The sequence below is a fragment of the Pseudomonas sp. GW821-FHT01A09 genome, from assembly GCF_058986725.1.
In genome coordinates, this window is the sequence record NZ_JBYSWB010000009.1 from 36,315 (window position 1) to 60,509 (window position 24,195).

The following is a 24,195-nucleotide window of genomic DNA, read 5'->3' on the forward strand; positions in this document are numbered from 1 at the left end:
GCTGGCTGCCCACGCAGGGGCTGCCCGGTGCTGGTAAAAGGTGGCTCAACTGCGACGGTCGACGATATAGCGGGCCAGGTCGCGCAGCGGCTCGGCAGCGGCGCCGAAGGGGCGCAGCGCGTGCAAAGCCTGGTCGCGCAGCTCCAGGGCGTAGGCTTTGGCGGCCTCCATCCCGAGCAGCGCAGGGTAGGTCGGTTTGTCGCGGGCAATATCGGCGCCCTGGCGTTTGCCGAGGGTTGCGGTATCGCTCTCGACGTCGAGAATGTCGTCTTGCACCTGGAAGGCCAGGCCTATCGCCTTGGCGTACACCTGCAGGGCCTTGAGCTCGTCCTTTTCGGCACGGCCGCTGGCCAGGGCGCCGAGGCGTACGCTGGCTTCTATCAGCGCGCCGGTCTTGTGGCGATGCATGTAGGCCAGGGCGCTCTGGTCGAGCTTGAGGCCCACGGAACCGAGGTCGATGGCCTGACCGCCGACCATTCCAGCAGGGCCGGCGGCCAGGGCCAGGGTGCGGACCATTTCCAGGCGCGTGGCATCGCTGGGGCGGGGGCTCAGTTGGGTGTCGAGCAGGGCGCTGAAGGCCATGCTCTGCAAGCCGTCGCCAGCCAGGATCGCGCAGGCTTCGTCGAACGCCTTGTGGGTGGTCGGCTGGCCGCGGCGCAGGTCGTCGTCGTCCATGGCTGGCAGGTCGTCATGCACCAGTGAATAGGCATGGATCAACTCCACGGCGCAGGCGGCGCCGTTGGAATCTTCGGCCGCGCTGCCGAAGGCCTCGCAGCTGGCGTACACCAGCAAGGGGCGCACGCGCTTGCCGCCATTCATCACGCTGTAGCGCATGGCGGCGTAAAGGCGTTCGAGTGGCTCCGCGGGGGCAGCGAACAGGGTGTCCAGCGCCGCATTGACGCGTTGCTGGCAGATGTCCTGATAGCGCTCGATCATTCGCCGCGGTCCTCGTCGAGGGCTTCTTCGACCAGTTCACCGTCACGTTCGAGCAGCAGCTGCACCTTCTGTTCAGCCTGAGCCAATGCGCCTTGGCACTCGCGGGTCAGGCGAATGCCTTGTTCGAAGGCAGTGAGGGAGTCTTCCAGCGACAGCTCGCCGTTTTCCAGGCGCTCGACCAGCGTTTGCAGGTCCGTGAGGGATTGCTCGAAATCCACGGAAGCTTTTTTTCGGGCCATGGCGGCTATCTCGATAGGTTTTCAACCGGCGCGACACTAGCAGAGCGGGGGCTTGCGGGCAAATGCGCGGCGTATGAAAGCGGGTTTTTCCATTGGAACTGCTTCCCGGCGCGGACCATATGGCCTGGCTAGAACGTCAGGAGTCTTTTGCCGCTTCAAACGCAGGTCGGTACGTATAGATAACCCATCAGAAGGCAGGGTTCGATTAATTATCTGCTGCGAATTCATCAGCACGGTTTTGGCGGGCATAGCACAAATCCCGGACGTATTTCAGAGGGTAGCGCTTCACGCTGGTAGTTATGGTCGCGAGGAGGATGATTCCGGGGTTCGCGTAGTACCAGTAGGCATTTCGCGTGTTTGTCGATCTTGATTCGGCGCAACTCAACTCAGGTGTATCAATGGCTAAAAACAATAACGATTCGATCATCACTCCCCATGACCATAGCTACAAACTGCTTTTTTCCCAGCAAGTCCTCGTCAAAGACCTGCTTCGAGGTTTTGTCCCGCAGGATTGGGTGGGCCAGTTGGACTTCGATACGCTGGAAAAGGTAGGCAGCGAATACATCAGCGATGAATTGCTCAGGCGTTCGAACGATCTGGTCTGGCGGCTCCGTCTTAACGGTGAGAAGTGGCTTTATGTCTACGTGATGCTCGAATTCCAGAGCAGTAATGAGCGCTGGATGGCGCTTCGGCTGATGACCTATATCGGCTTGCTGTATCAGGACCTTGTGCGTAATGGAAAGCTGACCGAGAACGGCAAGCTGCCTCCGATCTTTCCCATCGTGATGCATAACGGCCTCAAGCCTTGGCGATCGCCGCTTAACCTCAGCGAGCTGATCGAAAGCGTCCCTGGGGATCTGGCTTGTTATAGCCCACAGCTCACATATTTCCTGCTCGACGAGAGCTGCCAGGCAACGGATCGAGAAGAGCAGCGTGATAATTTCGCTGCGGACTTGATCGACCTCGAATGCAGTAAGTCATCCGAGGAGGCTTTAAAGATCATCAGGCGTCTCAAGGCGAGACTTAGCCGCCCCGAGCATCGCCCCTTGGCCGAAGCGTTCAAGGCATGGGTGCAAGCCGTGCTGGTCAAACGTCTGTTTCCGGCAGAAGATATCCCCAAGATTGGCTCCTTCGAAGAGGTGACCACCGTGTTAGAAGAACGGGTAGACCAGTGGCGTATCGATATCCAGCGCGAGGCAATGCGCAAGGGCTTGCTTGAGGGGCGAGAGCAAGGACGAGAAGAAGGGCGAGAAGAAGGACGAGAAGAAGGACGAGAAGAAGGGATCCACGAGGGTGTCGAGCGGGGTGTCCGCAAGGCCCAGATCGCCTTGTTAAGCAGGCAAGCCGAGCAACGGTTCGGGCAACTGACGCCGGAGATGCGTGAACGACTTGCTGAATTCGACCAAAAGCAATTCGATACGTTTGGCTTGCGAATACTCACCGCGCAGTCCCTCGATGAGCTGTTTACACTCGATTGATGGCATACGTTGTTCACTTGCCCTCAAGTAAGTAAGTCAACATTTCCCCTCGAAACTGTGATGCCCTGCTGTCAGCATTCGTCAAGACTGCTAACCCCCGCCGCCATTGGGGGACTGACAACAGGGCTTTTCATGCAAACGCTGTTGAACGAGATTCTCGACGAAGTGCGTCCCCTGATCGGCCAGGGCAAAGTGGCCGATTACATCCCCGCGCTGGCCGATGTGCCGGCGCAGCAGTTGGGCATTGCGGTGTATGGCAATGACGGTACCTACTACTGCGCCGGCGACGCCCAGACGCTGTTTTCGGTCCAGAGTATCTCCAAGGTCTTCAGCCTGGTGCAGGCCATCGGGCATTCCGGTGAGACGATCTGGGAGCGCCTGGGGCACGAGCCCTCGGGGCAGCCGTTCAACTCGCTGGTGCAGCTGGAGTTCGAGCGCGGGCGGCCGCGCAATCCGTTCATCAATGCCGGCGCCTTGGTGATCTGCGACATCAACCAGTCGCGCTTTGCCGCGCCGACCTTGTCGATGCGTGATTTCGTTCGGCGCTTGTCGGGTAATCCGCAGGTCTTGATCGATAGCAAGGTGGCCGACTCCGAATATCAATTCCGCTCGCGCAACGCCGCCATGGCGTATTTGATGAAGTCCTTCGGCAACTTCCATAACGAAGTGGAAACCGTGCTGCGCAGTTACTTCAGCTATTGCGCGCTGCAGATGAGTTGCCTCGACCTGGCCAAAGCCTTTTGCTTCCTGGCCAACGAGGGCTTCTGCAAGCACAGCGGCGAGCAGATATTGACGGCACGCCAGACCAAGCAGGTGAATTCGATCATGGCCACCAGCGGGCTGTATGACGAGGCCGGGAATTTCGCCTATCGGGTCGGCCTGCCCGGCAAAAGCGGCGTGGGTGGCGGGATAGTAGCGATAGTGCCTGGGCGATTCACGGTGTGCGTGTGGTCGCCGGAGCTCAATGCCGCCGGCAACTCGCTGGCCGGGATGGCGGCGCTGGAGTTGCTCAGTGAGCGGATCGGCTGGTCGGTGTTCTGACCGGTATTCGCAGCATGGGGCGTTTGCCGCCCACGCAGCCATTCAGAGCGAATAGCGCTCGATGACCTGATGATGGGGTTGGGTATCCACCTGACAGTGTTCGGCCAGATGCAGCCAGCACAGCTGATGGGGCCATTGCGCCGTCGCGGCACGTAAGGTGTGGTGCAGGTCGGTGGCGGGCAAGTGAGCGGGAATCGCTACCGTGAAATACATCCCCGGCAGCGGTCCCTGATCAGGCTGCTCGGCGTCGCTGAGCTGATAGTCGCTGTTGCTGTGCACCCACAGTCGCCAGCCCTTGGCTTCGATGTGCTGGCGCAAGGCCTCGAAGGCTTCATCGCCGCCATACACACCGTCCGCCAGCCAGCTCGGCCCAAACCCGCCTCTCTCCAATACGTGAACCATCAAGTAGGTGGGCACGAAACGCTCGCGCGCCTGCTCGTCCTCAGGCGGCTGGAACAGCATCGAGGCATCGAACACGATGCGATCTGCGACATGCTGGGCATGCTTGTGATACGCGTTTTCGACGATCCGCGCGGTCACCGGACCGGTACGACGGGCGTAGTAGTCGACCGCCTCACCGTTTTCGATGAAGCGCACGATGGCCCATCCCCAATCCTCTTCGATCGGCCCTTGCTGGCTCGACAGCTCCATTTCCAGGCGCTGCGCCACTTCTCGCACGCTGGCCCAGTCCTCGGCGCAACTGGCGGCCGTCATCAGATCCCACAAGCTCGGCCCGGGTTGCTCGAGCACCTCGACCAACTGGCGATAGCAAGTGGTGGCCTCGGCAAAGCGCTCCTGCTTCATCAAGGCGCGCGCAAGCATGTCGCGGGCGCCGTGACGTTCAGGGTCCAGCGCCAACACGCCACGGCAGGCGCGCTCCAGTTCCGGCCAATCGCTCAGCCGCTCGGCCATTCGCGCCTCGCACCACAGCGCGGTCAGCGGCACGGTGGGGCGATAGAGCTGGATCAGGCGCTTGACCTGTTCGTACTCGCCACTGTCCAGCAACTGGCCGAGCAGGTAATAGGCCATGCGATCTTCCTGCTCGGCGTGTTCGCGCACGTAATCCCACAGCAGCGCGATGCCTTGTTCTTCCGCCGAGCAGGCCTGCAGCGCGCTGGCGGTGTTTTCCAGTAGCGCGACGTCGTCGGGGCGTTGTTGCAGGGCGCGCAGCAGCCATTGCACTTCGACTTCCGGGTCGCGCGGTGGGCGTTCCGGGTCTTCGCGGTCGAGCCAGTTCAGCAACTCGTCGGCGGGCACCGGCAATGCGTCCTGCTCGGGCATGGCGTCGACCAATGCCGAGAGTTCGGCAAGTAGCGCGCTGGCGCCGCAGTCGGCCTTGAGCTTGTCGACATGGGGCAATGCCAGCGCCAGGTGGCGGCGCGCGCTCCAGGCCGAGCCCCGTTGCACAGCCATGCGCACCGCCGGTTCGGTCAGGTCGATGACCAATCGGTGAGTGCCTAGGCGCGAGTACTGCAGCAGCGTGCGATAGACCGTGCTGCCCAGGCCCCAGGTATTGCGCTCGGGCGCGCGCTGCACCAGCGCGTAGACGATGCGGATCCAGTTCTTGCGGTAGCGCGGGGCGATGTCGTTGTACGCCGGCAGTATGTTCAGGGCTTCGTCATCGCGGCCCAGGGCCACCAACGCCTGCGCCTTGGCCAGCTCCCGCGGTTGGGTGGTGTTTTTCCATTCCGGGCCATCGGCCTTGGTTTCCAGCGCTTCGATCAGCAGCAGTGCATCGGCCGGATGCCCCATGGCCAACAAGGCATGGACACGGACTTCGGCCAGCCCGCCAAAGTCCTCCTCGCCGGCATCGATGATCTTTTGCTCCTGCTCATCCATATAGGCCAGTACGTCGTCGTAGCGCTTGGCGTCGAGCAAGGCTTCGCCTTTTTCCACCGACAGGCACTGATAGCAGGCCCAGCTTGGATCGATACGGGCCATGGTCTCTTCGCACACCTCGATGCGCTCCGGCACCCAGCCCGGACCGTCGATGTTGGCGTAGCAGGTCGCCAGATCCTGAGTCACGCACACCGACTGCGGGCAATCGATGGTGTTGTCACGATGGGCCGCTTCGAACAGCGACACGGCATCGGCCAGCGCGGTTTCGCCCTCCATCTGGTTGCCCAGGCGGTTGCGCATTTCCCAGTGCCGGGTGAACACGTCCAGCCAAGGATTGGCCAGCGTCTTGTTGATCGCCTTGACCTCGGGCAAGAGCGCCTCGGCACGTTCGACCTCGAGCTCGGAGACGTGATTGGTCAGCTGGTTGATGCTGTCTGCGCTTTGCCCTTGGCCAGCTTCGCGCAGGTCGTCCTGAAGTTTTTCTACCCAGGCCCAAATGTTCATGTGTGTTCTTCCCTGTTCTCAGGCTGGTAACGGTTATTTGTTCAGCAGTTGTTGTACCGCACCTGCCAGGTCTATGAGTGCCTGGTTCAAAGAGGGGGCGGCTGGGCCGTTGCCTTGCCCGGCAATGATCACCTTGAAGGCCTTGAGCAACTGCGCGGCATACCCTGCGCGGGGATTATCGACTTGCGCGGCCTGGATCAGCGCCTGGATCGCGGCGTTGTCGAGGTTCACATACAGCTTGGTCAGGTACGTGGCATCGACTTTCCGAGTGAACTGCCGCGCCAGGCGCAACGCCGAGGTGGAGACGCGCTTGTCGTTCTGGTCCTGTTCCAGGCGCTGCTTGAGCTGCGCCTCGTGGTCGGGCACCACCACCAGCGGCAACTCGGCCGGGCTGAAGCGGGCGATCACCAGGCGCTCCTCGTTGGCCAGATGATCGTGCAGCCACTGGCGCGCGGGCTCTTCGAGCTCGGCCAGCTGGAACAGCTGACGGTTGCCTTGCTCGGTGCCCAGCTCGATCAGGCGTACCTTGCGCGCCTCGGCCCAGCGCCGCAGGAAGGGCACCACGGCATAGCGATTGCCCAAGGCCACCGGCGCGCCCATGGCGCGGAACAGCATCTCCTCGAAGCCGCTTTCGTTGTCGAGGATCACGTACAGCGCGCCCTTGAACAGCAGCTCGCTGGCCGGTAGATCGCCCTGGGAGGTCGGCACCTTGACGCTGTCCATCAACAGACCGAACAGCCGCTCGTCGCTCAGGCAGGCGCCGAGCAGGGCCTCGTTATGGCGTAGCAGCACGCGGCGCCAGGCCTGTGGCTGCGTCTTGCCCAGGGTGACCAGGCCGTCGATCAGCGCTTCGCTCAGGCTGTGCTGGATGGCGTGGTAATGAGTGTCGCGCTGCAAGTCCTCGCGGCTGGCGGTGGGCGTCAGGCGATTGGACTCGATCACCCCGCCAATGAAGCCCGCCCACGGCGGCAGCAGGTCGCGGGCGTCGTCGTCGAGCAACATGCCGCGCAAGAACACCGACAGATTGCGATTATCGGTGGTGCCATAGGTGCCACCGTCCTGTACCCACAGCAGGCCCACGGCATCGCTGACGCCCTCGGGGCGCACGGGCATGCAGCAGATCGGTTCGAAGTTATGCTCGAAGCGCGCGGCGAATTCCAGGTTGCGTCGCACCTGCAATTGCGGCATCAGCGTGGCCGCCGTGTCGTCCCGCCATGGCGGCGGTGCCGGGTTGATCGCCTGGCCGTCCTCGCCGACATGAATCGGTTCGCGCAGCAGCACGCAATAGCGCCCTAGGATTTCGCGCAGATGGGAGGTGCGCGTCAGCATGCCGAAATCATCCTGCAACTCGAGGATGATCTCGGTACCCACCGGCCGCGCCGGCATTGCGCTGACGCTGTACTGCTCGGCGTTGGTCGAGACGTAGACGAAACCCAGGTCCGGCGTCTGATACGACGTCGTGCGCACGGTCACCCGTTTGGCCAGCACGAAGGCCGACAGAAAACCCAGGCCAAACATGCCGATCAGACCGCTGTCGTCCGGGCCGTCCTGGCGCAGCGTGCGGGTATAGCTGACGCCCACGGTGGCGAGGAAGTTGTGGATCTCGGACTCCGTCAGCCCAGCCCCGGTGTCGATGATCCGCACGGTATTGGCGCTGCTGTCGCCGAGCACCTCGATGCGGCTCTGGCCTTGCCACTCAGGCTGCTCGTGACGACGGCGCAGGATCGAGTCGTGGGCGTTCTGCACCAGTTCGCGCAGGGCCACCATGGGGGTGGAATAGAGGTGCTTGCTCAGTACCGACATGACGCCGGAAAGGTCGACGCCAGCGCGGCGGATTTGCGCGGGCTCGGAAGGGGACGGGTCAATAGGGTTCATGTCGATCCTGACGTTATTGACGGGGTGCGCAGCGCACGGGACAGGGCCGGGTGCGCGTGGGTTGAGGAGGGGGATTTTGCCATAGAACGGAGGGGTGGGCGTTGGACGCGATGTGACTTGCGGTGTCAGGTGGTCATTTACCCCAGCCGTGCCTGAAGGCGGCGAGCCAGTTCGGGTGAGGGCGCGGTGAAGAAGCGCGTATGGGATACGCTCATTCGTTACTCTTCATTGCTTGGGGCGGAACTGCGTGTGGCGAGGTGTACCATTCGTGGCCAACAATTAGAAAAGAGCTGACGCCAGTGACCGAACGAAACGCCTCTTTAAAATCCACGAAGTGCTGCACGGTCCAATCAACAAGGCGGCGAGGGAGTAAGGCATGAGCCAAGCCACTACCAGCCGGGACTTGCCGCCCAAGGATTACAGCAACTGGCTGGTCGATCTCAAGCGCCGCATTCATAACGCTCAGCAGCGTGCCAGTCTCTCGGTCAATCGTGAGTTGGTGTTGCTCTATTGGCAGATCGGCCATGATATTTTGACTCGGCAGTCGGAGCAGGGCTGGGGCGCCAAGGTAATCGAGCGCCTGGCGCATGACCTACGCTCTGCCTTCCCTGCCATGAAGGGGTTTTCGCCACGTAATCTCAAATACATGCGTGCTTTTGCTGAGGCATGGCCGGACGTGGAATTTGTGCAACAGGCTGTTGCACAATTGTGGATGTCCAGCTCAAGCATCCACAGGATGCGCCCACCATTGGCTTGCTCCTGTGCAAAAGTAAAAACAAGGTCGTAGCCGAATATGCCCTGCGTGATAACGCGCGACCTATGGGCGTCGCGGAATATCAGTTGGTGGAATCGCTACCTGCCGAGTTGCGAAGTAGCTTGCCGAGTATTGAGGAGATTGAGCGCGAATTGGCAGGTCATGAACCGTCAGAGGCGGATGAACCGTAATCTCAATCGCTGCCTGACCAAGATGGCAGCTAGTCTAACCGCTGAAGAGACCATCAACCCCACGCTCCTGTCGCCGATCAACCTCCAATTTTGCTCGTTACCCACTCCCGGCTATACGCCATGACCCTCGCCGCCATGGCTGTCGGGAAGTGAATGAATCCGTGAGGAGAGTCCGGCAGAAGATGCACTTCGACATCTGCCGATGCGTTCCAGCGATCGGCCAGTTGCACCGTATCGTCCAGCAGTGGATCGATCTCGCCGGCAAACATCAATGCCGGGGGAAAGTCCGTGAAATCACCATGCAGGGGCGACAGAGGCGGCTGTCGGCGCTCTTCGTCGCTCAGTCCCGGGGTAAGGGTGCGAAATGCCTCGACCATGCCTGGCCCATCCAGCACCAAGGTGTCAGGGCCGGCGGCACGCACGCTCGGCGTTCCGGTCAGGTCGTAGACGCCGTAGTACAAAAGCGCCCCGCGAACGCGCTGCAGCAAGTCTGGCCAGGCCTTGAGCGCCATCAGCGTGGCTGCGGCCAGATGCCCTCCGGCAGACTCGCCGACGATAATCACCGGCAGGTCCGCGAACTCCTTGCGGCTATCGCTGAGGAAGTAGCGTGTGGCTGACAGGCAGTCTTCCATCATGCCTTCGATCGGCGTCGACACCGCCAGACGGTAATCGATCGAGACCACAGTGACGCCGCACTCCTTGACCATGGCGACATTGCGGTCGTCATCCATCTGAGCGTTGCCGATTACCCAGCCGCCACCATGAAAATCGATTACCAGGCCTTTGGCTTTTCCTTCAGGCCTGATGATTCTCACGTTCACCGGGACGCAATCGTCCACCACTACCGAGCTGGTCTCGATGCGCAGCCCATGTTGCGCGGTCTTGATGGAATTGCCGAGCTGGCTGGCGCGCAGCAGCGCCTGGAGTGCAAGGGGCGTCAGGCGATTGCTGATCCGAAAGCGCGGCAGCCAGGCGAGGGCTTTATTGATGCGGCGCAGTTGTGCCAGTTCGCGCTCGCCACGACACCAGCCTTGTTCGATATCCACTGTTCTTGTCCTTGCTTGAGGATGAGATTCATAGATATGGAGGGTCAGTTGCCAACGAGGGTTCAGGTCGGCGCGGCATAAATGCGGCAGGCATTAAAAAGCCGGCTTGTGGCCGGCTTCTCGGGGACGGTCTTGGTCTGTTTTTGGCAAACCGCAATCGTCTTCAACAGGTAGTCCATCAGCGCGAGGACTGTATGGAGGGCGCGCGCGGAAAAGTCATCCGTGGCGCCAGGCAACAGCGCTTCCTGGGGAAGGGTTGCCTTGGGTGGCGCACAGAATACTGAAGTTGGCGCAGGTTGCCCAGCACAAACGAAAAACCCCAGCGCATCGGCTGGGGTTTCGAGTCACATGCAGTACGGATCAGCCTTTGTAGGCAGCCACCGACTTGGTGATTTCGGCACGGGCTGCGTCAGCATTGCCCCAGCCTTCGATCTTGACCCATTTGCCTTTCTCGAGATCCTTGTAGTTCTCGAAGAAGTGCTTGATCTGCTCCAGCAGCAGTGGTGGCAGATCGGTGTATTCCTTTACGTCGACGTACAGCTGCGACAGTTTGTCGTGCGGTACGGCGATGACTTTGGCGTCGCCGCCGCCGTCGTCGGTCATGTGCAGGATGCCTACCGGACGGGCGCGGATGACCGAGCCTGGCGCCACTGGGTACGGGGTCACGACCAGCACGTCGAGGGGGTCGCCGTCGTCCGCCAGGGTGTTGGGGATGAAGCCGTAGTTGGCTGGGTAGAACATCGGGGTGGCCATGAAGCGGTCGACGAACAGGGTATCGCTGTCTTTGTCGATTTCGTACTTGATGGGCGCGTGGTTGGCCGGAATCTCGATCGCGACGTAGATGTCGTTCGGCAGATCTTTGCCAGCCGGAATCTTGCTGTAGCTCATTGGGCGTTGCCCCCGTGGTCAGGCCTGATGGATTGGCCGGTTTAGCCAAAAAGTGGTCGGGATTATAGGCATATTCCGAGCGTGTTGCCACGTTATGGGGCGCGGCGGATTTTCCGCCGGGCAGCCCTGCGTTACCGGCTCGGTATTGATGATCAAGGGTGATGGGGTTGCTGGTATTCGGGGTCGCTGGCCTGAAGCTGCAGCAGCCGCGCCAACGGATCCTGCCGATAGAACAGCTTCAGTTGCTCGTATACCTGTGTGTAAGCCTCGTTGAGCAGATCAGGCGCACTGAAAAAGTACTCACTGGTCACCGCAAAGAACTCTCCCGGGTTTTCGGCCGCGTAGGGATCGATGGCGGTTTCGGCATCCGGATTGGCATCGAGCTGGCGATCGAGGTCATCGTAGGCGCTTTGCATGGCGCTGGCCTAGGCTTGCACGCGCATGTGGCTGTGCAGGGGCGGCAGGCCGTTGGCGTCGCCGGTGAGCATGTCGAGCTTGTGCGCGAGTTCGTGGATCACCAGGTTATAGCCTTCCCAGCCGCCGCTGGCCTGCACGCCAGGCCAGGCGAGGATGATCGGGCCTTGTTGCCAGGCTTCGCCGCTGCGTTCGTCGTCCCATACGTGTTCGACGCCGCTGGCGTCGCGATGGCGTTGCGGGCTGCGGAAGTCGTCGGGATAGAGGACGATTTCGTGGAAGCCGCGGTACCAGTCGGCTTCAGGCAGCTCCAGCAGCGGCAGTTGCGCCTGCGCGGCAAGGAGCAAGCGCCCGTGGTCGTCGAGGTCGACGCCGGGCAGGGCGGTCAGGCGTTTTTCCATCAGGAACAGGATGCAGAGCTCCTGCAGGCGCTGGTCCTGGGCGCTGTCGAGGCCATCGAGCATCGACAGCGCCTGGCGCACGCTGGCCCAGAGTTCGGGCGCCAACGCGTGCCTGGCGAGGGTTTTGCGCCTGCGCCAGGCGCGCCATGACCACATGGCGTCAGGCTTTGGCCGTGCGGCCGATGCGGCTGCGGATGAAGCCGATGATCATGGGCAGGGCGGAGATGAGGATGATGACGACGATCATCAGGGTGAGGTTTTTCTTGATGAACGGCACGTTGCCGAAGAAATAACCCAGCGCCACCAGGCCGCAGACCCAGAAGATCGTGCCCAGCACGCTGAAGCCGAGGAAGCGCGGATAGGACATCTTGCCGACACCAGCCACAAAGGGCGCGAAGGTGCGGATGATCGGCAGGAAGCGCGCGAGGGTAACGGTTTTGCCGCCGTGGCGCTCGTAGAACGCGTGGGTCTGGTCAAGATAGTCGCGACGGAAGATCTTCGAGTTGGGGTTCTGGAATAGTTTGTCGCCGGCGAATCGACCGATCAGGTAGTTGGTGCTATCGCCCAGAATCGCCGCGGCCATCAGCAGCGCCGCCAGCAGAATAGGGTCCATACCGCCGCCCGCGGCTACGGCGCCAGCGATGAACAGCAGGGAATCGCCAGGCAGGAAGGGCGTTACCACCAGGCCCGTCTCGCAGAAAATCACCAGGAAGAGAATGGCGTAGATCCAGACGCCGTACTGGTTGACCAACTCATTGAGGAACACATCGAGGTGCAAAATGATGTTGAGTAGGCTGAGTTCCATGCGAGTTACCTATGTGGGGTCCGAAACTACGGATCAAGAGGGTTGAAGTGGGCGGCATTATAGAGCGGGTGAATGAGGAAATGCGTCAAAAGCGTTACCGCAGAATTCAGATAGATATCGCCGCGGCTACTCCTTGAACGCACCCACTTCGGCAAAGCTGCCGCGCAGTTCAATCCTGGGAAATCGGCAACACGTAGTTCTTGAACTCGGCATCTTCGCGAAAACCGATCGACTCATAGACCTTTTGCGCCACATCGTTGTTGCTGCTGGTCGACACGCGCATCCGCACGGCTTGGGTTTCCTTGGCCATTTTTTTTGCGGTACGCATCAGGTGGTCGGCCACCAGCATGCGCCGGGCGTCTTCGGCCACATAGATGTCGTTGAGGATCCACACACGTTTGAGCGACAGCGAGGAGAAGCTGGGGTACAGCTGGCAGAAGCCAAGGATCTTGCTTTCGTCGTTATCGGCCAGGGCCAGGTAAATGACCGACTCCTTGCGACGCAGGCGTTTTTCGAGGAAGGCGCGGGATGAGTCAGGGAAAGGCAACTCGCCGTAGAACTCGCGGTATTTGACGAACAGCGGGGTAATCAGGTCCAGGTGTTCGAGAGACGCTTGGATAATTCGCATGACAAACCTCGCGATGTCATCGGTATTGGCCGGTGGGCAATTAATACCGCATCGGGGCGAGGAGTGCCATGGCTGGCGGTCTGTCCGCAACCTTGTAGCGAGGGGGCTTGCTCCCCATAAGGTGTATCAGTCACTTATGCAGCGTCTGAACCACCGTATCGGGGGCAAGCCCCCTCGCTACAGGGGCGGAGGAAAACTTAGAAGAACCCCAACGGATTGACGTCGTAGCTCACCAGCAGGTTTTTGGTCTGCTGATAATGATCGAGCATCATTTTGTGGGTTTCACGGCCGACCCCGGACTTTTTGTAACCGCCGAACGCCGCGTGAGCAGGGTACAGGTGGTAGCAGTTGGTCCACACGCGACCGGCCTTGATGCCGCGGCCCATGCGCCAGGCGCGGTTGATGTCGCGGGTCCAGACCCCCGCGCCGAGGCCGAACTCGGTGTCGTTGGCGATGGCCAGGGCTTCGGCTTCGTCCTTGAAGGTGGTGACGCTGACCACCGGCCCGAAGATTTCTTCCTGGAACACGCGCATCTTGTTGTGGCCCTTGAGCAGGGTCGGCTGGATGTAATAGCCGGTCGACAGGCTGCCTTCGAGTTTTTGCACCTGACCGCCGGTGAGCAGCTCGGCGCCTTCGTTCTTGGCGATCTCGAGGTACGAGAGGATCTTGTCGAATTGCTGTTCGGAGGCCTGGGCGCCGACCATGGTGTCGGTGTCGAGCGGGTCGCCGCGCTTGATCTGCTCGACCTTTTTCATCACCTCTTTCATGAAGGCTGGGTAGATGGACTCCTGCACCAAGGCGCGGGACGGGCAGGTGCAGACTTCACCCTGGTTGAAAAACGCCAGCACCAGGCCTTCGGCCGCCTTCTCGATGAAGCTTTGTTCAGCATTCATGATGTCTTCGAAGAAGATATTCGGCGATTTGCCGCCCAGCTCCACGGTCGACGGGATGATGTTCTCGGCTGCGCATTTCATGATGTGCGAGCCGACCGGGGTAGAGCCGGTGAAGGCGATCTTGGCGATGCGCTTGCTGGTGGCCAGCGCTTCGCCCGCTTCCTTGCCGAAGCCTTGCACCACGTTGAGCACGCCAGGCGGCAGCAGGTCGCCGATCACTTCCAGCAATACGGTAATGCCCAGCGGCGTCTGCTCGGCTGGTTTGAGCACCACGCAGTTGCCTGCCGCCAGGGCCGGGGCGAGTTTCCAGGCGGCCATGAGGATCGGGAAGTTCCACGGGATGATCTGCCCGACCACGCCGAGGGGTTCGTGAATGTGGTAGGCCACGGTATTGCCGTCGATTTCGGCGGCGCTGCCTTCCTGGGCGCGCAGGCAGCCGGCGAAGTAGCGGAAGTGGTCCGCGGCCAGGGGGATGTCGGCGTTGAGGGTTTCGCGGATGGCCTTGCCGTTGTCCCAGGTTTCGGTGATGGCCAGCAGTTCGAGATTTTGTTCGATACGGTCGGCGATTTTCAGCAGGGTCAGGGAGCGCGCCTGTACTGAAGTGCTGCCCCAGGCGTCGGCCGCGGCATGGGCGGCGTCGAGGGCCTTGTCGATGTCTTCGGCAGTGGAACGCGGGAATTCAGCGATCGGCTGGCCGTTGACGGGTGAGGAGTTGGTGAAATATTGACCTTTGACCGGGGCTACGAATTCGCCACCGATGTAATTGCCGTAGCGGCTTTTGTAGGCAACCTTGGCGCCTTCGGTGCCGGGATGGGCGTAACGCATGGGATATCTCCTGACTATTAATTATTCGGGGGGAGAGCTCGCCGGGGCGGCCAATTGAGCTTAGAGCAAAGGCAGGGCATGTGCCCGCGTCTACGCCTAAAGCATAAGTTGCCGAGTGTTGCGGGCAGCATCGACGCCTGAATACAAGACGTGAGATTTTTCCCACGCTGGGCTAACCTGCCCCGATGTTTTACGAGGTCAATCATGCATATTCACGTTCTTGGTATTTGCGGCACGTTCATGGGCTCGCTGGCGGTGCTGGCCAAAGAGTTGGGGCATCGGGTGACGGGTTCGGACGCCAACGTCTATCCGCCGATGAGCACCCAGCTGCAGGCTCAGGGTATCGAGTTGACCCAAGGCTACGACGCCGCGCAGCTGAACCCGGCGCCCGACCTCGTGGTGATCGGCAACGCCTTGTCGCGGGGCAATCCGGCCGTCGAGTACGTCCTCGACAAGGGCCTGCCCTATGTGTCCGGGCCGCAGTGGCTGGCCGATCACGTATTGCAGGGCCGCTGGGTACTGGCCGTGGCCGGCACCCACGGCAAGACCTCCACCAGCAGCATGCTGGCCTGGGTGCTGGAGCATGCCGGCATGAGCCCGGGTTTTCTGATCGGTGGAGTGCCGCAGAACTTCGCAGTGTCGGCGCGTCTAGGTGATACGCCGTTCTTCGTGGTCGAGGCCGACGAGTACGACAGCGCGTTCTTCGACAAGCGCTCGAAATTCGTCCATTACCGCCCACGCACCGCCATTCTCAACAACCTTGAGTACGATCATGCGGATATATTCCCTGATCTGGCGGCGATCGAACGGCAGTTCCACCATCTGGTGCGTACTATCCCGAGCCAGGGGCTGATCATTCATCCGACCACCGAGCCTGCCCTGCAGCGGGTGATCGGCATGGGCTGCTGGACACCCGTGCAGACCACCGGCCCGGATGGCCAGTGGCAAGCGCGTTTGCTCAGCGAAGACGGTTCGCGCTTCGAGGTGCTGTTCGAGGGTAGCAGCCAAGGTATCGTCGATTGGGGGCTCACAGGTCGCCATAACGTCGCCAACGCCTTGGCCACTCTGGCGGCGGCACGGCATGTGGGCGTGGTGCCGACATTGGCGATCGAAGCCCTGGGCGCGTTCAAGAACGTCAAGCGGCGTATGGAGAAAGTCGCCGAAGTGCGCGGCATCACTATTTACGACGACTTCGCCCATCACCCGACAGCGATCGCCACTACCCTCGACGGTCTGCGCAAGCGGATCGGCGATGCGCCGCTGATCGCAGTGATCGAGCCGCGCTCCAATTCGATGAAGCTCGGGGCCCATCGCGACGGCTTGCCCGGCAGCGTGACCGATGCCGATGAGGTGATCTGGTATGCGCCGCCGAACTTGGGCTGGGACCTGGCTGCAGCCGTGGCGCAGAGCACCGTGCCGACCTTGGTGGCCGATAGCCTGGAAGCGATCATTGCCCGGGTCAAGGCCCAGGCGCAGCCGGGCACCCATGTGGTGATCATGAGCAACGGCGGCTTTGGCGGCCTGCACGTGAAACTCGCGGAGGCGTTGCAGTGAGCGGCCCCGAACGCATCACCCTGGCCATGACCGGCGCCTCGGGCGCGCAATATGGCCTGCGCCTGCTCGACTGCCTGGTGCGTGAAGACCGCGAGGTGCATTTCCTCATCTCCAAGGCCGCGCAGTTGGTGCTGGCCACCGAAACCGATGTGCTGCTGCCAGCCAAGCCGCAGAGCATGCAGGCGTTTCTGACCGAATACACCGGCGCCTCGGCGGGGCAGATTCGGGTGTACGGCAAGGAGGACTGGATGTCGCCCGTCGCCTCCGGGTCCGGCGCGCCGGCGGCGATGGTGGTGGTGCCCTGTTCCACTGGCACACTGTCGGCGATCGCCACCGGTGCCTGCAACAACCTGATCGAGCGGGCGGCGGATGTCACCCTCAAGGAGCGTCGGCAGTTGATCCTGGTGCCTCGCGAGGCGCCGTACTCGACCATCCATCTGGAAAACATGCTCAAGCTGTCGCAGATGGGGGCGGTGATCCTGCCGGCATCTCCAGGTTTCTATCATCAGCCGCAGACGCTGGACGACCTGATCGACTTCGTCGTCGCACGGGTGCTCAATTTGCTGGATATCCCTCAGGACATGCTGCCGCGCTGGGGCGAGCATCACTTTGGTGGCGAGGAGTGATGACGGCCGCACGGGGCATGGCAGGGATGTTCTGGCTTGCCAGCCTCACCGGCTGTGCCACCGTCAGCACTCTGGATGCCAACAAGCCTGGCGCCCCGGTGGTGTACGCCGGCACGCGGCTGGATATATACCTGACCCAAGGCGGCTGCTGCCCCCAGGATCGCTTCGGCACGGAAGGACCCAAATATCCCGCCTGGGACCTGCCAGGCAGTGCGCTGCTCGATACCCTGCTGCTGCCGTTGTCGCTGCTGACCGCAGCGGGCATCGGCTTCAGCGCCCAGGGCGGGCTGTAGGCTCGGCCTATTTGCCCAACCGGCGCAATTCATCCGACTCGACCACCCGCACCCCTTCCTGCTCTTCCAGCGCCAGGCGCCACAGCGCGCGAGCCAGTTGCGTGGCTTCGATACCGTGATACTTGCCGGGGATCAGCCGCGACAATGGTCCTGCCAGCTGTTCGCTCAAGCGCGGCTCGGTGCGGGCGCCGAGGAGGATCGAAGGACGCGCGATGGTCAGTTGCGGCCAGTTCTGCGCGATCAGGGATTTTTCCGTCTCGCCCTTCACGCGGTTATAGAAAATCGACGATGTTTCATCCGCGTTGACGGCACTGATCACCAGCAGGTGGCGAGCCCCCAGGTCACGGGCGCGCTGCGCATAAGCCGCCACCAGGTCGTGATCGATGGCCCGAAACGCATCCTCCGAGCCCGCCTGCTTGATCGTGCTGCCCAGGCAGCAGTAGGCGATATCGACGCGCCCCTGAAGCTGCGGCAGCAGATCGGCGAGGTTGCCCACCGGGTTTTCCAGATGCGGATGCTCGGCCAGCTGCCGCCGGGTCGGGGCCAGTACGCGGCTGACGGTGGGTTCGTTGAGCAAGCGGTCGAGCAGGTGTTCGCCGGTCAGCCCGGTGGCGCCGGCGAGGAGGATATGCTGCGGGGTCAGGTACATGGTGCTACTCCTTGCGACACGTGCCAACCGGGTGATGGCTACTGTAAAGCTTAGTCTTGAGCGACAACTCCTGCGCCTTTGCGCGCCGCCTTGGCCGCGGCCGCCGCGCTCTGCAGGGCCTTTTGCGCCTGCTGCTGGCGCAACCGCTGCCAGTGCGCGATCACGCCTTTGGGGGCCCAGATCTGCGGCTCGGAGGCTTCGTAGTTGTCGGCTATCTCCCTTTCGGCAACATGCGCGCGCGCTTGTTCAAATGCCTGTTGCAAGTCGTCGGTGGCGTTCAGTGCCTGGGCGAACAAGGCATCACCGAAATAGGTGAAATCAGCTTCTTCAGAGCACCCGAACGATACCCGGTCGGCCCTGGAGGCGGTCATGATCAGTGTACGGGCGTCCTTGAGGGCGGGGATGAAACCTCCCGAATAGCAAGATGAAATCACCACCACCTTGTCCCGGTCCTTGAGCGGCGCGAGCACGCTGGCCAGTTCGTCGGCGGGCAGGTCGGCGAGCTCCATGCGCGGCTGTTCGAGCACCAGTTCGTGGTTTTGCGTGCCGTGGCTGGTCAGGTAGATGAAGATCAGGTCTTCCGGGCCTGTGCGCTCGGCGAGGGTCTTGACCGCGCGGCTGAGGGTTTCGCGGCTGGCCATGGGGCGGTCGGCAAGGTGGTCGCGATGGTTGACCAGGGTGATCTGGCCCACAGCGCCAAAGCGGCTGGCGAGCATGGCGCTGACGTAATCGGCTTCGCGCAGGAACACGCTTTGGTTGCCGTCGCCGCCCAGCACCAGGCTGTACAATTCGGTGGCCGGCGTTGAGCGCGGCACGGCGGCCAGGGCTTTGTCCAGCAAGGCGCCCTGGTTCAACAGCCCCTGCTCCAGGCTGTCCGGCAGCAGGCGGCCGCTGCCATCGCGAACGCGCTGGCCGTTGACCCAATAGCCGCTCTGTGTGGCGCCGCTCTTGGCGGTCAGTACGCCCTGACCCTGATAGGCATCATCGGCGAAGCCGCCTTCGAACACGCTGCCGTCCGCCATGGTCAGCTTGCCCTGGCCAGAAAAGTGCCAATCGGCAAAACCACCTACATAGTGGCTGCCATCGCTGCCCAGCAATTCGCCTTCACCGGTAAGGGCGCCCGCCTTGAATTCGCCGATCCACACATCGCCGTCGCTGTTTTCAAAGCGCCCGCGGCCTTGCAACTGGTTTTGATGGAAGTTGCCGATGTACTGATCGCCGTCGGCATTGCTGTAGTTGCCGTGGCCTTCCAACTGGCCGTTGACGAACTTGCCGCTGAACTGGTTGCCGCTGGCGTCGCTGCGCACGCCCTCGCCATTGGGCTTGCCCTGATCGAACAGGCCCTGATAGGTGCTGCCGTCCTCGAGTTCGAGGTGGCCGGCGCCGGAATACTGGTCGTTCTTGAAGTTGCCGCGGTAGGTCTGGCTCTTTTCCTTCAGCGTGCCTTCGCCGTCCCGACGGCCGAGCTTGAAGCCGCCGCTGTAGCTGCTTTTCGGAGTGCTCAGGCTGCCCTGGCCGTCGAACAGGCCTTTTTCGAAGTGGCCGCGATAGACCTCGCCATTGCTGCCATGCCATTCGCCGTCGCCGTGCCACTGGCCGTTGACGAAGTTGCCCTTGTACCAGCTGCCGTTGGGGTAATCGATGCGGCCTTCGCCCTGCAATACGCCGTTGACCACATCGCCGCGATAACGGCCGCCATCGGGCAGTCGGGCATCGGGTGGCAACAGGGATTCGCCATCACCGCAGGCGGCGAGCAGCAGCGAAAGCGCTAGAGGAGCGAGTGGGCGCATGACGGGATCCGGGCAATTGAGGCGCCGAGTATGCCGTAATCCGGTGACGAGGAAATAGCCGTTAGCAGGCTTTCATTTTGCCTTGAGTGTCCTCGGATTCGCTGCGATGGCTCTGGAGCGGGTCTAAAGGAAGCACAGCGAGAGCGGTTCGGCGATGTATGCGGGCTTGGATTCGCCTTCTATTTCCAGGGTGGCGAGGATTTTCATCAGCCACTGACCGGGCTTTTTCTCGCTGACTTCGGTCAGGTCGACCTTGAGCCTCACCTGGGAGTCGACCTTGACCGGCTGGATGAAGCGCACGCTGTCCATGCCGTAGTTGATGGCCATTTTCATTCCGGCGGGGAACACCATGACCTGGCTCATCAAGGAGGGAATCAGCGAGAGGGTCAGCAGGCCGTGGGCGATGGTGGTGCCAAAGGGCCCGGTGGCGGCGCGTTCGGGGTCGACGTGGATGAATTGGTGATCGCCCGTGGCATCGGCGAAGTCGTTGATGCGCCCCTGATCGATGGTCAACCAGTCGGAGCGCCCCAGGCAAGTGCCCACGTATTGGTGCAGTTGGTCGGCGGGAACGTCGCGCATGGGCAATACCTCCACAGGGGTCGATGGGGGTGTAACAATTTGTACGTTCGTGCCAGGCCGCTAGATCAACACGCTCGTGGCAGGCGGTCAAGCCTTGATCCAGACCAGTTGGCGGTTCAAAGCCGGGCGGCGGTCATGCTTATAATGTCGGCCCGGTGGAGAGAACCTTTATGGCGTTGCGTGGATTGACATGGCTCGTGCTGTTCCAGTTGCTGGGAACGGCTATCAATCATCTGCTGGTGCCGATCGTGCCCGGGCCGATCATCGGCCTGTTGCTGATGCTGGCGTACCTGATGCTGCGCGGTGACGTCCCGGCGCCAGTGAGCGAGGCGGCCAGCGGCCTGCTGCGCTACCTGCCCTTGATGCTGGTGCCGCCGGCGGTCGGCGTGATGGTCTATGCCGGGCAGATCGCCGAGGATTTCTGGGCAATCGGCGGCGCCTTGCTGATTTCGGTACTGGTGGCCATGGCCTTTGCCGGGTGGTTGATGCAGCGCTTGATCGGCCGTCGCTCGCGTACCCCTGAGGGCCGGCCATGAGCCTGGACTGGCAAGGCACGCTGAATTCGGTCATCCATCACCCGCTGTTCGGCATCGGCATAACCTTGGGCGCCTATCAAGTGGCGGTGGCCGCCTATGAAAAGACCCGCTGGCTCTTCCTCCAGCCGGTGCTGGTGTCGATGCTGATGCTCATCGGCGTGCTGGTCGCCTGCGGCATCGATTACGCCGAATACCGCAAGAGCACCGACATCCTCAATACTCTGCTCGGCCCCGCCACCGTGGCCCTGGCAGTGCCGTTGTACCTGAATCTGCGGCGTATTCGTCAGCTGCTCTGGCCTACCTTGACTACGCTGGTGTTGGGAGGGGTGTTGGCCACAGGCTCGTGCTTGCTGCTGGGCTGGCTGTTCGGCGCCGATCACATGATCCTCATGACGCTGGCGCCCAAGTCGGTCACCTCGCCGATCGCCATGCTGGTGGCCGCGCAGATCGGCGGCGTGGCGGGGCTGGCGGCGGTGTTCGTGCTGATCACCGGTGTCATCGGCGCGATCTTCGGCCCCGGGATGTTGTCTATGCTGGGAGTTGAGAGCCCGGCGGCGCGGGGTATGGCACTGGGGCTCACGGCGCATGCGGTGGGCACCTCGGTGGCTATTCAGGAAGGTGAGGAGTGTGGGGCTTTCGCTGCATTGGCGATGAGCTTGATGGGGGTTTCGACCGCCGTATTGCTGCCGTTGGCCGTCAGCCTGTTCGTTTAAGGAAAACCTATGATTTTGCCGCTGTTCCCGCTCAATACCGTGCTGTTTCCGGACTGCGTGCTGGATCTGCAGATATTCGAGGCGCGCTACCTGGACATGATCGGCCGCTGCATGAGGCAGGGCAGCGGTTTCGGCGTGGTGTGCCTGCTAGAAGGCGACGAGGTCGGTGATGGCGAAGCGCAACATGCGCCTGTGGGGTGCGAGGCGGTGGTGGTTGACTTCAACCAGCAGAAAAACGGCCTGCTGGGCATTCGCGTCAAAGGCACCCGGCGTTTTGCGGTCAACAGCACCAACGTGCAGCCCGATCAGTTGATTCTCGGGGACGTGGATTATCTCCACGAATTCCGCGAAGAGCCGCTGAGTTCGGATGAAGACGACTTGCTGGCGCTGCTGAATGCCCTGGCCGAGCATCCCATGGTCGCGGCGCTGAACATGCTGGATGGCGCCAGGACTCAGCAGTCGTTGGCCAACCAGCTGGGTTATCTGTTGCCTTTCCTTAATGGCGACAAACTGCGCTTGCTGTGTCTGGACGACCCCCGCGAGCGCCTGGACAGCATCCAGACGCTGCTCGACGAGCTGCAGGGCGAGTTGTTCGACTGAGCCTTTGTGCGCTAGGGCGTGCCCGGGCTGTATTGGTAATGCTGCATGGCATTAGGCAGCATGCTAGTCAGATGCCAGCCCAGAATCGCCGCGCATACGGGCAGAATCCACCACCACACGCGCCCGGCCACCGCTGGCATCGATCCGCCGAAGTACCGGCTGGCCGCCAGGCTGACTGCGCACAGGCAGCAGGCGAGCATGGCGCCAGCGAGTACGTCCGTGGGCCAGTGCACGCCCAGGTAGATGCGTGATGCGGCAATCATTGTTGCCGGGATGCACGCCACCACCAGCCACATGATGCGCATCCGTGGCGCCTGGCCGAAGCCGGCGAGCAGCGCCAAGGTCAGGAACAGCGCAAACGAGGCCGAACTATGCCCGCTGGGCATGCTGTAGGTGCTCAGCGGATCGGTCAGTACTTCAGGTCGGCCGCGGGCGAAGAACATCTTCAGGCCGGCATTGCACAGCGCCGTGCCGAGCATCGCGCCGACGGCGAAGATGAAGTGCCGCCACTGGCGGTGAATGGCCAGGATCAGCACAACGGCCGAGGCAAGCATGAACTGAGTGCGGAAGTCGCCCATGGCGGTTGTCATCGCCACGAAAGGGTCTGCGGCCTGGCTACGGTGTTCCTGCACCAGTTGCATCAGGCCATTGTCGAGATGGGTCAGGTAGGGCCAGCCGATCAGCAGCGCCATCAACATGGCCAGGCTCATCAAGGCGACCCACAGGGTTGCGCGGGTGTGGCGCCGCAGGCTGCTGTTGATGCTCAGGCCGATGAGCACCGCCAAGCCGGCGGCGACCACCCCGGCTTCTGGCCAGAAACCCGGTGGCAGTGGCAGGCGGAAGGCCGCGCCGGTGGCCCAGCCGGGCAGCAGGTACGCGATCGACCAGCCGGCCGCGGCCAGCAGGCTGACCAGGGCGAAGCGGATCAGTGGCATCTCCAGCATGCCGGCGATCAACGGCAGCATGGGCCGCAACGGGCCGATGAAGCGTCCGATCAGCAGTCCCTCGACGCCATAACGGTGGAAGTAGTTTTCGGCGCTCTCCATCCATTGCGGGTGGCGCGCCAGCAGCGGGATGCGCTTGATGTCCTGGTGGTAGCGACGGCCGATGGCGTACGACAGCGCATCGCCCAGCAGCCCGCCGGCATAGCCCAGCAGTAGCGTCTGGCCCAGCGACAGCGCGCCGTGACCGGCCAGTACGGCAATGGCGAAAAGCACCACGGTGCCCGGCACGATCAGCCCGGCGATCGCCAGGCATTCGACGCAGGCCACCACGAAAATCGCCACCCCCAGCCACTGTGGGTGCGCAGTCAGCCAGCCAGTGAGGCCGTCAAGCCAAGAGCCCATCTATCGGTTTCCTTTTGTCGGTGACGCAATTGTCTGCAAAGCGTTGGTGAGCAGGGTGTAGTCCTGTCCTTCGAGTTGGCCACGGCGCAGCGGATTACGCGTGCAATGGCGCGCGTACTGGTGGTCGACGAAGCGATAGGGCAGGTGTTCGTCGCGCCCGGCGGGGATGCCCAGGCGCGTGGTCTGGATGATCTGGGGAACGATGATGCCGGTGTCTTCGACAAAAAAATGTTCAGGGTCGAAGCGCTGCGCGTCCCAGCGTGGCACCTTCAGGCCCAGCGCCTTGCACAGCAAGGTCTGGCCGGCGCACAGGCGCTCGGGCGCGCGCAACTGGCCAGTGGCGTCGGGGTTGTTGAGCTGCATCTGCGCCAGTGCGTTGTCGTCGCTGACGGCATCGACCCAGGGGTAGGCCGACTTGATCAGCACGGCGTTGCCGGGCCCGGCGGCGCTGAAATTCAACGAGTCGCCACCGCGGGCGTAATACATGTAGATGTGCCCGCCATCAAGGAACAGCGCGCGGCGTTTTTCGGTATAGCCCAGCGAGGCATGGCTGCCTTTTTCCGCCGCGTAATAGGCCTCGGTTTCGATGATGCGTGCCGACAGCCAGTACGGGCCTTGGCGATGACGGATGATCTTGCCCAGCAGGTCGCGGGCGAGCACCTGTGCATCGCGATGGAAGAAGTCGTCGGGCAGATGCCGGGGGACGGCGTTGGCGGGCATGGCAACATCCAGGTCGGTGCGCGAGTTGGGGG

The 24,195-nt window shown here is 62.2% G+C and carries 23 protein-coding genes and 2 pseudogenes; 9 read left to right on the forward strand and 16 right to left on the reverse strand.

Annotation, left to right across the window (positions count from 1 at the left end):
* Positions 1 to 45: 45 nt before the first annotated feature.
* Together ispA and AC3WJP_RS12585 are read right to left on the reverse strand one after the other, a co-directional pair.
* Entirely contained in the window at positions 46 to 936 is an 891-nt protein-coding gene (ispA, locus tag AC3WJP_RS12580) for a (2E,6E)-farnesyl diphosphate synthase (protein WP_493721643.1), read from the reverse strand.
* Positions 933 to 1,175, reverse strand: coding sequence for an exodeoxyribonuclease VII small subunit (locus tag AC3WJP_RS12585; protein WP_493721644.1), 243 nt, complete (start codon positions 1,173 to 1,175; stop codon positions 933 to 935). The genes ispA and AC3WJP_RS12585 overlap by 4 nt, the downstream gene beginning before the upstream one ends.
* A 353-nt stretch (positions 1,176 to 1,528) precedes the next feature.
* Here AC3WJP_RS12585 and AC3WJP_RS12590 point away from each other — a divergent pair, with 353 nt between their 5' ends.
* Entirely contained in the window at positions 1,529 to 2,653 is a 1,125-nt protein-coding gene (locus tag AC3WJP_RS12590; RefSeq protein ID WP_493721645.1) for an Rpn family recombination-promoting nuclease/putative transposase, read from the forward strand.
* A 132-nt stretch (positions 2,654 to 2,785) separates the two neighbouring features.
* Positions 2,786 to 3,694, forward strand: coding sequence for a glutaminase B (gene glsB / locus AC3WJP_RS12595; protein WP_493721646.1), 909 nt, complete (start codon positions 2,786 to 2,788; stop codon positions 3,692 to 3,694).
* A gap of 42 nt (positions 3,695 to 3,736) precedes the next feature.
* Here glsB and AC3WJP_RS12600 read toward each other — a convergent pair whose 3' ends face one another.
* Together AC3WJP_RS12600 and AC3WJP_RS12605 are read right to left on the reverse strand one after the other, a co-directional pair.
* Entirely contained in the window at positions 3,737 to 6,037 is a 2,301-nt protein-coding gene (locus AC3WJP_RS12600; protein WP_493721647.1) for a hypothetical protein, read from the reverse strand.
* 33 nt (positions 6,038 to 6,070) lie between these two features.
* Complete coding sequence (locus AC3WJP_RS12605; protein ID WP_493721648.1) at positions 6,071 to 7,912, reverse strand: ATP-binding protein; 1,842 nt, start codon at positions 7,910 to 7,912, stop codon at positions 6,071 to 6,073.
* 376 nt (positions 7,913 to 8,288) lie between these two features.
* Between AC3WJP_RS12605 and AC3WJP_RS12610 the strand changes: the two are divergent.
* Positions 8,289 to 8,857: pseudogene (locus tag AC3WJP_RS12610) on the forward strand (PDDEXK nuclease domain-containing protein).
* 77 nt (positions 8,858 to 8,934) lie between these two features.
* Here the strand turns inward: AC3WJP_RS12610 and AC3WJP_RS12615 are convergent.
* From AC3WJP_RS12615 to exaC, 7 genes and pseudogenes are all read right to left on the reverse strand, one after another.
* Complete coding sequence (locus AC3WJP_RS12615) at positions 8,935 to 9,903, reverse strand: alpha/beta hydrolase (protein ID WP_493721649.1); 969 nt, start codon at positions 9,901 to 9,903, stop codon at positions 8,935 to 8,937.
* A gap of 62 nt (positions 9,904 to 9,965) precedes the next feature.
* Positions 9,966 to 10,139 (reverse strand): hypothetical protein, encoded by a 174-nt coding sequence (locus AC3WJP_RS12620; protein ID WP_493721650.1) that lies wholly within the window; start codon positions 10,137 to 10,139, stop codon positions 9,966 to 9,968.
* Positions 10,140 to 10,263: 124 nt separating this feature from the next.
* A complete protein-coding gene (ppa, locus tag AC3WJP_RS12625; RefSeq protein ID WP_493721651.1) occupies positions 10,264 to 10,791 on the reverse strand; it encodes an inorganic diphosphatase in 528 nt (175 codons plus the stop codon).
* 152 nt (positions 10,792 to 10,943) lie between these two features.
* Positions 10,944 to 11,762: pseudogene (locus AC3WJP_RS12630) on the reverse strand (M90 family metallopeptidase).
* A gap of 4 nt (positions 11,763 to 11,766) precedes the next feature.
* Entirely contained in the window at positions 11,767 to 12,411 is a 645-nt protein-coding gene (locus AC3WJP_RS12635) for a DedA family protein (RefSeq protein WP_493721652.1), read from the reverse strand.
* Positions 12,412 to 12,580: 169 nt separating this feature from the next.
* The gene (locus AC3WJP_RS12640) at positions 12,581 to 13,039 is read right to left on the reverse strand and encodes a GNAT family N-acetyltransferase (protein ID WP_493721653.1); all 459 of its coding nucleotides are present in this window, start codon (positions 13,037 to 13,039) and stop codon (positions 12,581 to 12,583) included.
* A 197-nt stretch (positions 13,040 to 13,236) separates the two neighbouring features.
* Complete coding sequence (gene exaC, locus AC3WJP_RS12645) at positions 13,237 to 14,757, reverse strand: acetaldehyde dehydrogenase ExaC (protein ID WP_493721654.1); 1,521 nt, start codon at positions 14,755 to 14,757, stop codon at positions 13,237 to 13,239.
* Positions 14,758 to 14,961: 204 nt separating this feature from the next.
* Between exaC and mpl the strand changes: the two genes are divergently transcribed.
* From mpl to AC3WJP_RS12660, 3 genes are read left to right on the forward strand one after another with little or no spacing between them, the layout of a single operon-like run.
* On the forward strand, positions 14,962 to 16,311 hold the full coding sequence (gene mpl / locus AC3WJP_RS12650; protein WP_493721655.1) for a UDP-N-acetylmuramate:L-alanyl-gamma-D-glutamyl-meso-diaminopimelate ligase: 1,350 nt from the start codon (positions 14,962 to 14,964) through the stop codon (positions 16,309 to 16,311).
* Entirely contained in the window at positions 16,308 to 16,937 is a 630-nt protein-coding gene (ubiX, locus tag AC3WJP_RS12655) for a flavin prenyltransferase UbiX (RefSeq protein WP_226506287.1), read from the forward strand. The genes mpl and ubiX overlap by 4 nt, the downstream gene beginning before the upstream one ends.
* On the forward strand, positions 16,937 to 17,230 hold the full coding sequence (locus tag AC3WJP_RS12660) for a YceK/YidQ family lipoprotein (protein WP_493721656.1): 294 nt from the start codon (positions 16,937 to 16,939) through the stop codon (positions 17,228 to 17,230). Before ubiX ends, AC3WJP_RS12660 begins: the two co-directional genes overlap by 1 nt.
* A 7-nt stretch (positions 17,231 to 17,237) precedes the next feature.
* Here AC3WJP_RS12660 and AC3WJP_RS12665 read toward each other — a convergent pair whose 3' ends face one another.
* The 3 genes from AC3WJP_RS12665 to AC3WJP_RS12675 all read right to left on the reverse strand — a co-directional run bounded on the left by AC3WJP_RS12665 (position 17,238) and on the right by AC3WJP_RS12675 (position 20,248).
* The gene (locus AC3WJP_RS12665) at positions 17,238 to 17,879 is read right to left on the reverse strand and encodes an oxidoreductase (protein ID WP_493721657.1); all 642 of its coding nucleotides are present in this window, start codon (positions 17,877 to 17,879) and stop codon (positions 17,238 to 17,240) included.
* Positions 17,880 to 17,929: 50 nt separating this feature from the next.
* Positions 17,930 to 19,669, reverse strand: coding sequence for a C13 family peptidase (locus AC3WJP_RS12670; protein WP_493721658.1), 1,740 nt, complete (start codon positions 19,667 to 19,669; stop codon positions 17,930 to 17,932).
* Between the two features lie 123 nt (positions 19,670 to 19,792).
* Entirely contained in the window at positions 19,793 to 20,248 is a 456-nt protein-coding gene (locus tag AC3WJP_RS12675; protein ID WP_493721659.1) for a MaoC family dehydratase, read from the reverse strand.
* A gap of 170 nt (positions 20,249 to 20,418) precedes the next feature.
* Between AC3WJP_RS12675 and AC3WJP_RS12680 the strand changes: the two genes are divergently transcribed.
* From AC3WJP_RS12680 to AC3WJP_RS12690, 3 genes are read left to right on the forward strand one after another with little or no spacing between them, the layout of a single operon-like run.
* Positions 20,419 to 20,784, forward strand: a complete 366-nt coding sequence (locus AC3WJP_RS12680) for a CidA/LrgA family protein (RefSeq protein WP_493721660.1) — start codon at positions 20,419 to 20,421, stop codon at positions 20,782 to 20,784.
* Positions 20,781 to 21,497, forward strand: coding sequence for an LrgB family protein (locus tag AC3WJP_RS12685; protein WP_493721661.1), 717 nt, complete (start codon positions 20,781 to 20,783; stop codon positions 21,495 to 21,497). Before AC3WJP_RS12680 ends, AC3WJP_RS12685 begins: the two co-directional genes overlap by 4 nt.
* 9 nt (positions 21,498 to 21,506) lie before the next feature.
* Complete coding sequence (locus AC3WJP_RS12690; protein ID WP_493721662.1) at positions 21,507 to 22,097, forward strand: LON peptidase substrate-binding domain-containing protein; 591 nt, start codon at positions 21,507 to 21,509, stop codon at positions 22,095 to 22,097.
* A gap of 11 nt (positions 22,098 to 22,108) precedes the next feature.
* Here the strand turns inward: AC3WJP_RS12690 and AC3WJP_RS12695 are convergent, their stop codons facing one another.
* Both AC3WJP_RS12695 and AC3WJP_RS12700 read right to left on the reverse strand, forming a co-directional pair.
* A complete protein-coding gene (locus AC3WJP_RS12695) occupies positions 22,109 to 23,443 on the reverse strand; it encodes a bifunctional DedA family/phosphatase PAP2 family protein (protein WP_493721663.1) in 1,335 nt (444 codons plus the stop codon).
* Complete coding sequence (locus AC3WJP_RS12700; RefSeq protein WP_493721664.1) at positions 23,444 to 24,163, reverse strand: DNA-3-methyladenine glycosylase; 720 nt, start codon at positions 24,161 to 24,163, stop codon at positions 23,444 to 23,446.
* Positions 24,164 to 24,195 lie beyond the last annotated feature (32 nt).

Bases quoted from the DNA above. Each gene is read 5' to 3' on its own strand.
- ispA (WP_493721643.1), bottom strand. From the start codon at position 936: ATGATCGAGCGCTATCAGGACATCTGCCAGCAACGCGTCAATGCGGCG.
- AC3WJP_RS12585 (WP_493721644.1), bottom strand. From the start codon at position 1,175: ATGGCCCGAAAAAAAGCTTCCGTGGATTTCGAGCAATCCCTCACGGAC.
- glsB (WP_493721646.1), top strand. From the start codon at position 2,786: ATGCAAACGCTGTTGAACGAGATTCTCGACGAAGTGCGTCCCCTGATC.
- AC3WJP_RS12600 (WP_493721647.1), bottom strand. From the start codon at position 6,037: ATGAACATTTGGGCCTGGGTAGAAAAACTTCAGGACGACCTGCGCGAA.
- AC3WJP_RS12605 (WP_493721648.1), bottom strand. From the start codon at position 7,912: ATGAACCCTATTGACCCGTCCCCTTCCGAGCCCGCGCAAATCCGCCGC.
- ppa (WP_493721651.1), bottom strand. From the start codon at position 10,791: ATGAGCTACAGCAAGATTCCGGCTGGCAAAGATCTGCCGAACGACATC.
- AC3WJP_RS12635 (WP_493721652.1), bottom strand. From the start codon at position 12,411: ATGGAACTCAGCCTACTCAACATCATTTTGCACCTCGATGTGTTCCTC.
- AC3WJP_RS12640 (WP_493721653.1), bottom strand. From the start codon at position 13,039: ATGCGAATTATCCAAGCGTCTCTCGAACACCTGGACCTGATTACCCCG.
- exaC (WP_493721654.1), bottom strand. From the start codon at position 14,757: ATGCGTTACGCCCATCCCGGCACCGAAGGCGCCAAGGTTGCCTACAAA.
- mpl (WP_493721655.1), top strand. From the start codon at position 14,962: ATGCATATTCACGTTCTTGGTATTTGCGGCACGTTCATGGGCTCGCTG.
- AC3WJP_RS12660 (WP_493721656.1), top strand. From the start codon at position 16,937: ATGACGGCCGCACGGGGCATGGCAGGGATGTTCTGGCTTGCCAGCCTC.
- AC3WJP_RS12665 (WP_493721657.1), bottom strand. From the start codon at position 17,879: ATGTACCTGACCCCGCAGCATATCCTCCTCGCCGGCGCCACCGGGCTG.
- AC3WJP_RS12670 (WP_493721658.1), bottom strand. From the start codon at position 19,669: ATGCGCCCACTCGCTCCTCTAGCGCTTTCGCTGCTGCTCGCCGCCTGC.
- AC3WJP_RS12675 (WP_493721659.1), bottom strand. From the start codon at position 20,248: ATGCGCGACGTTCCCGCCGACCAACTGCACCAATACGTGGGCACTTGC.
- AC3WJP_RS12680 (WP_493721660.1), top strand. From the start codon at position 20,419: ATGGCGTTGCGTGGATTGACATGGCTCGTGCTGTTCCAGTTGCTGGGA.
- AC3WJP_RS12685 (WP_493721661.1), top strand. From the start codon at position 20,781: ATGAGCCTGGACTGGCAAGGCACGCTGAATTCGGTCATCCATCACCCG.
- AC3WJP_RS12690 (WP_493721662.1), top strand. From the start codon at position 21,507: ATGATTTTGCCGCTGTTCCCGCTCAATACCGTGCTGTTTCCGGACTGC.
- AC3WJP_RS12695 (WP_493721663.1), bottom strand. From the start codon at position 23,443: ATGGGCTCTTGGCTTGACGGCCTCACTGGCTGGCTGACTGCGCACCCA.
- AC3WJP_RS12700 (WP_493721664.1), bottom strand. From the start codon at position 24,163: ATGCCCGCCAACGCCGTCCCCCGGCATCTGCCCGACGACTTCTTCCAT.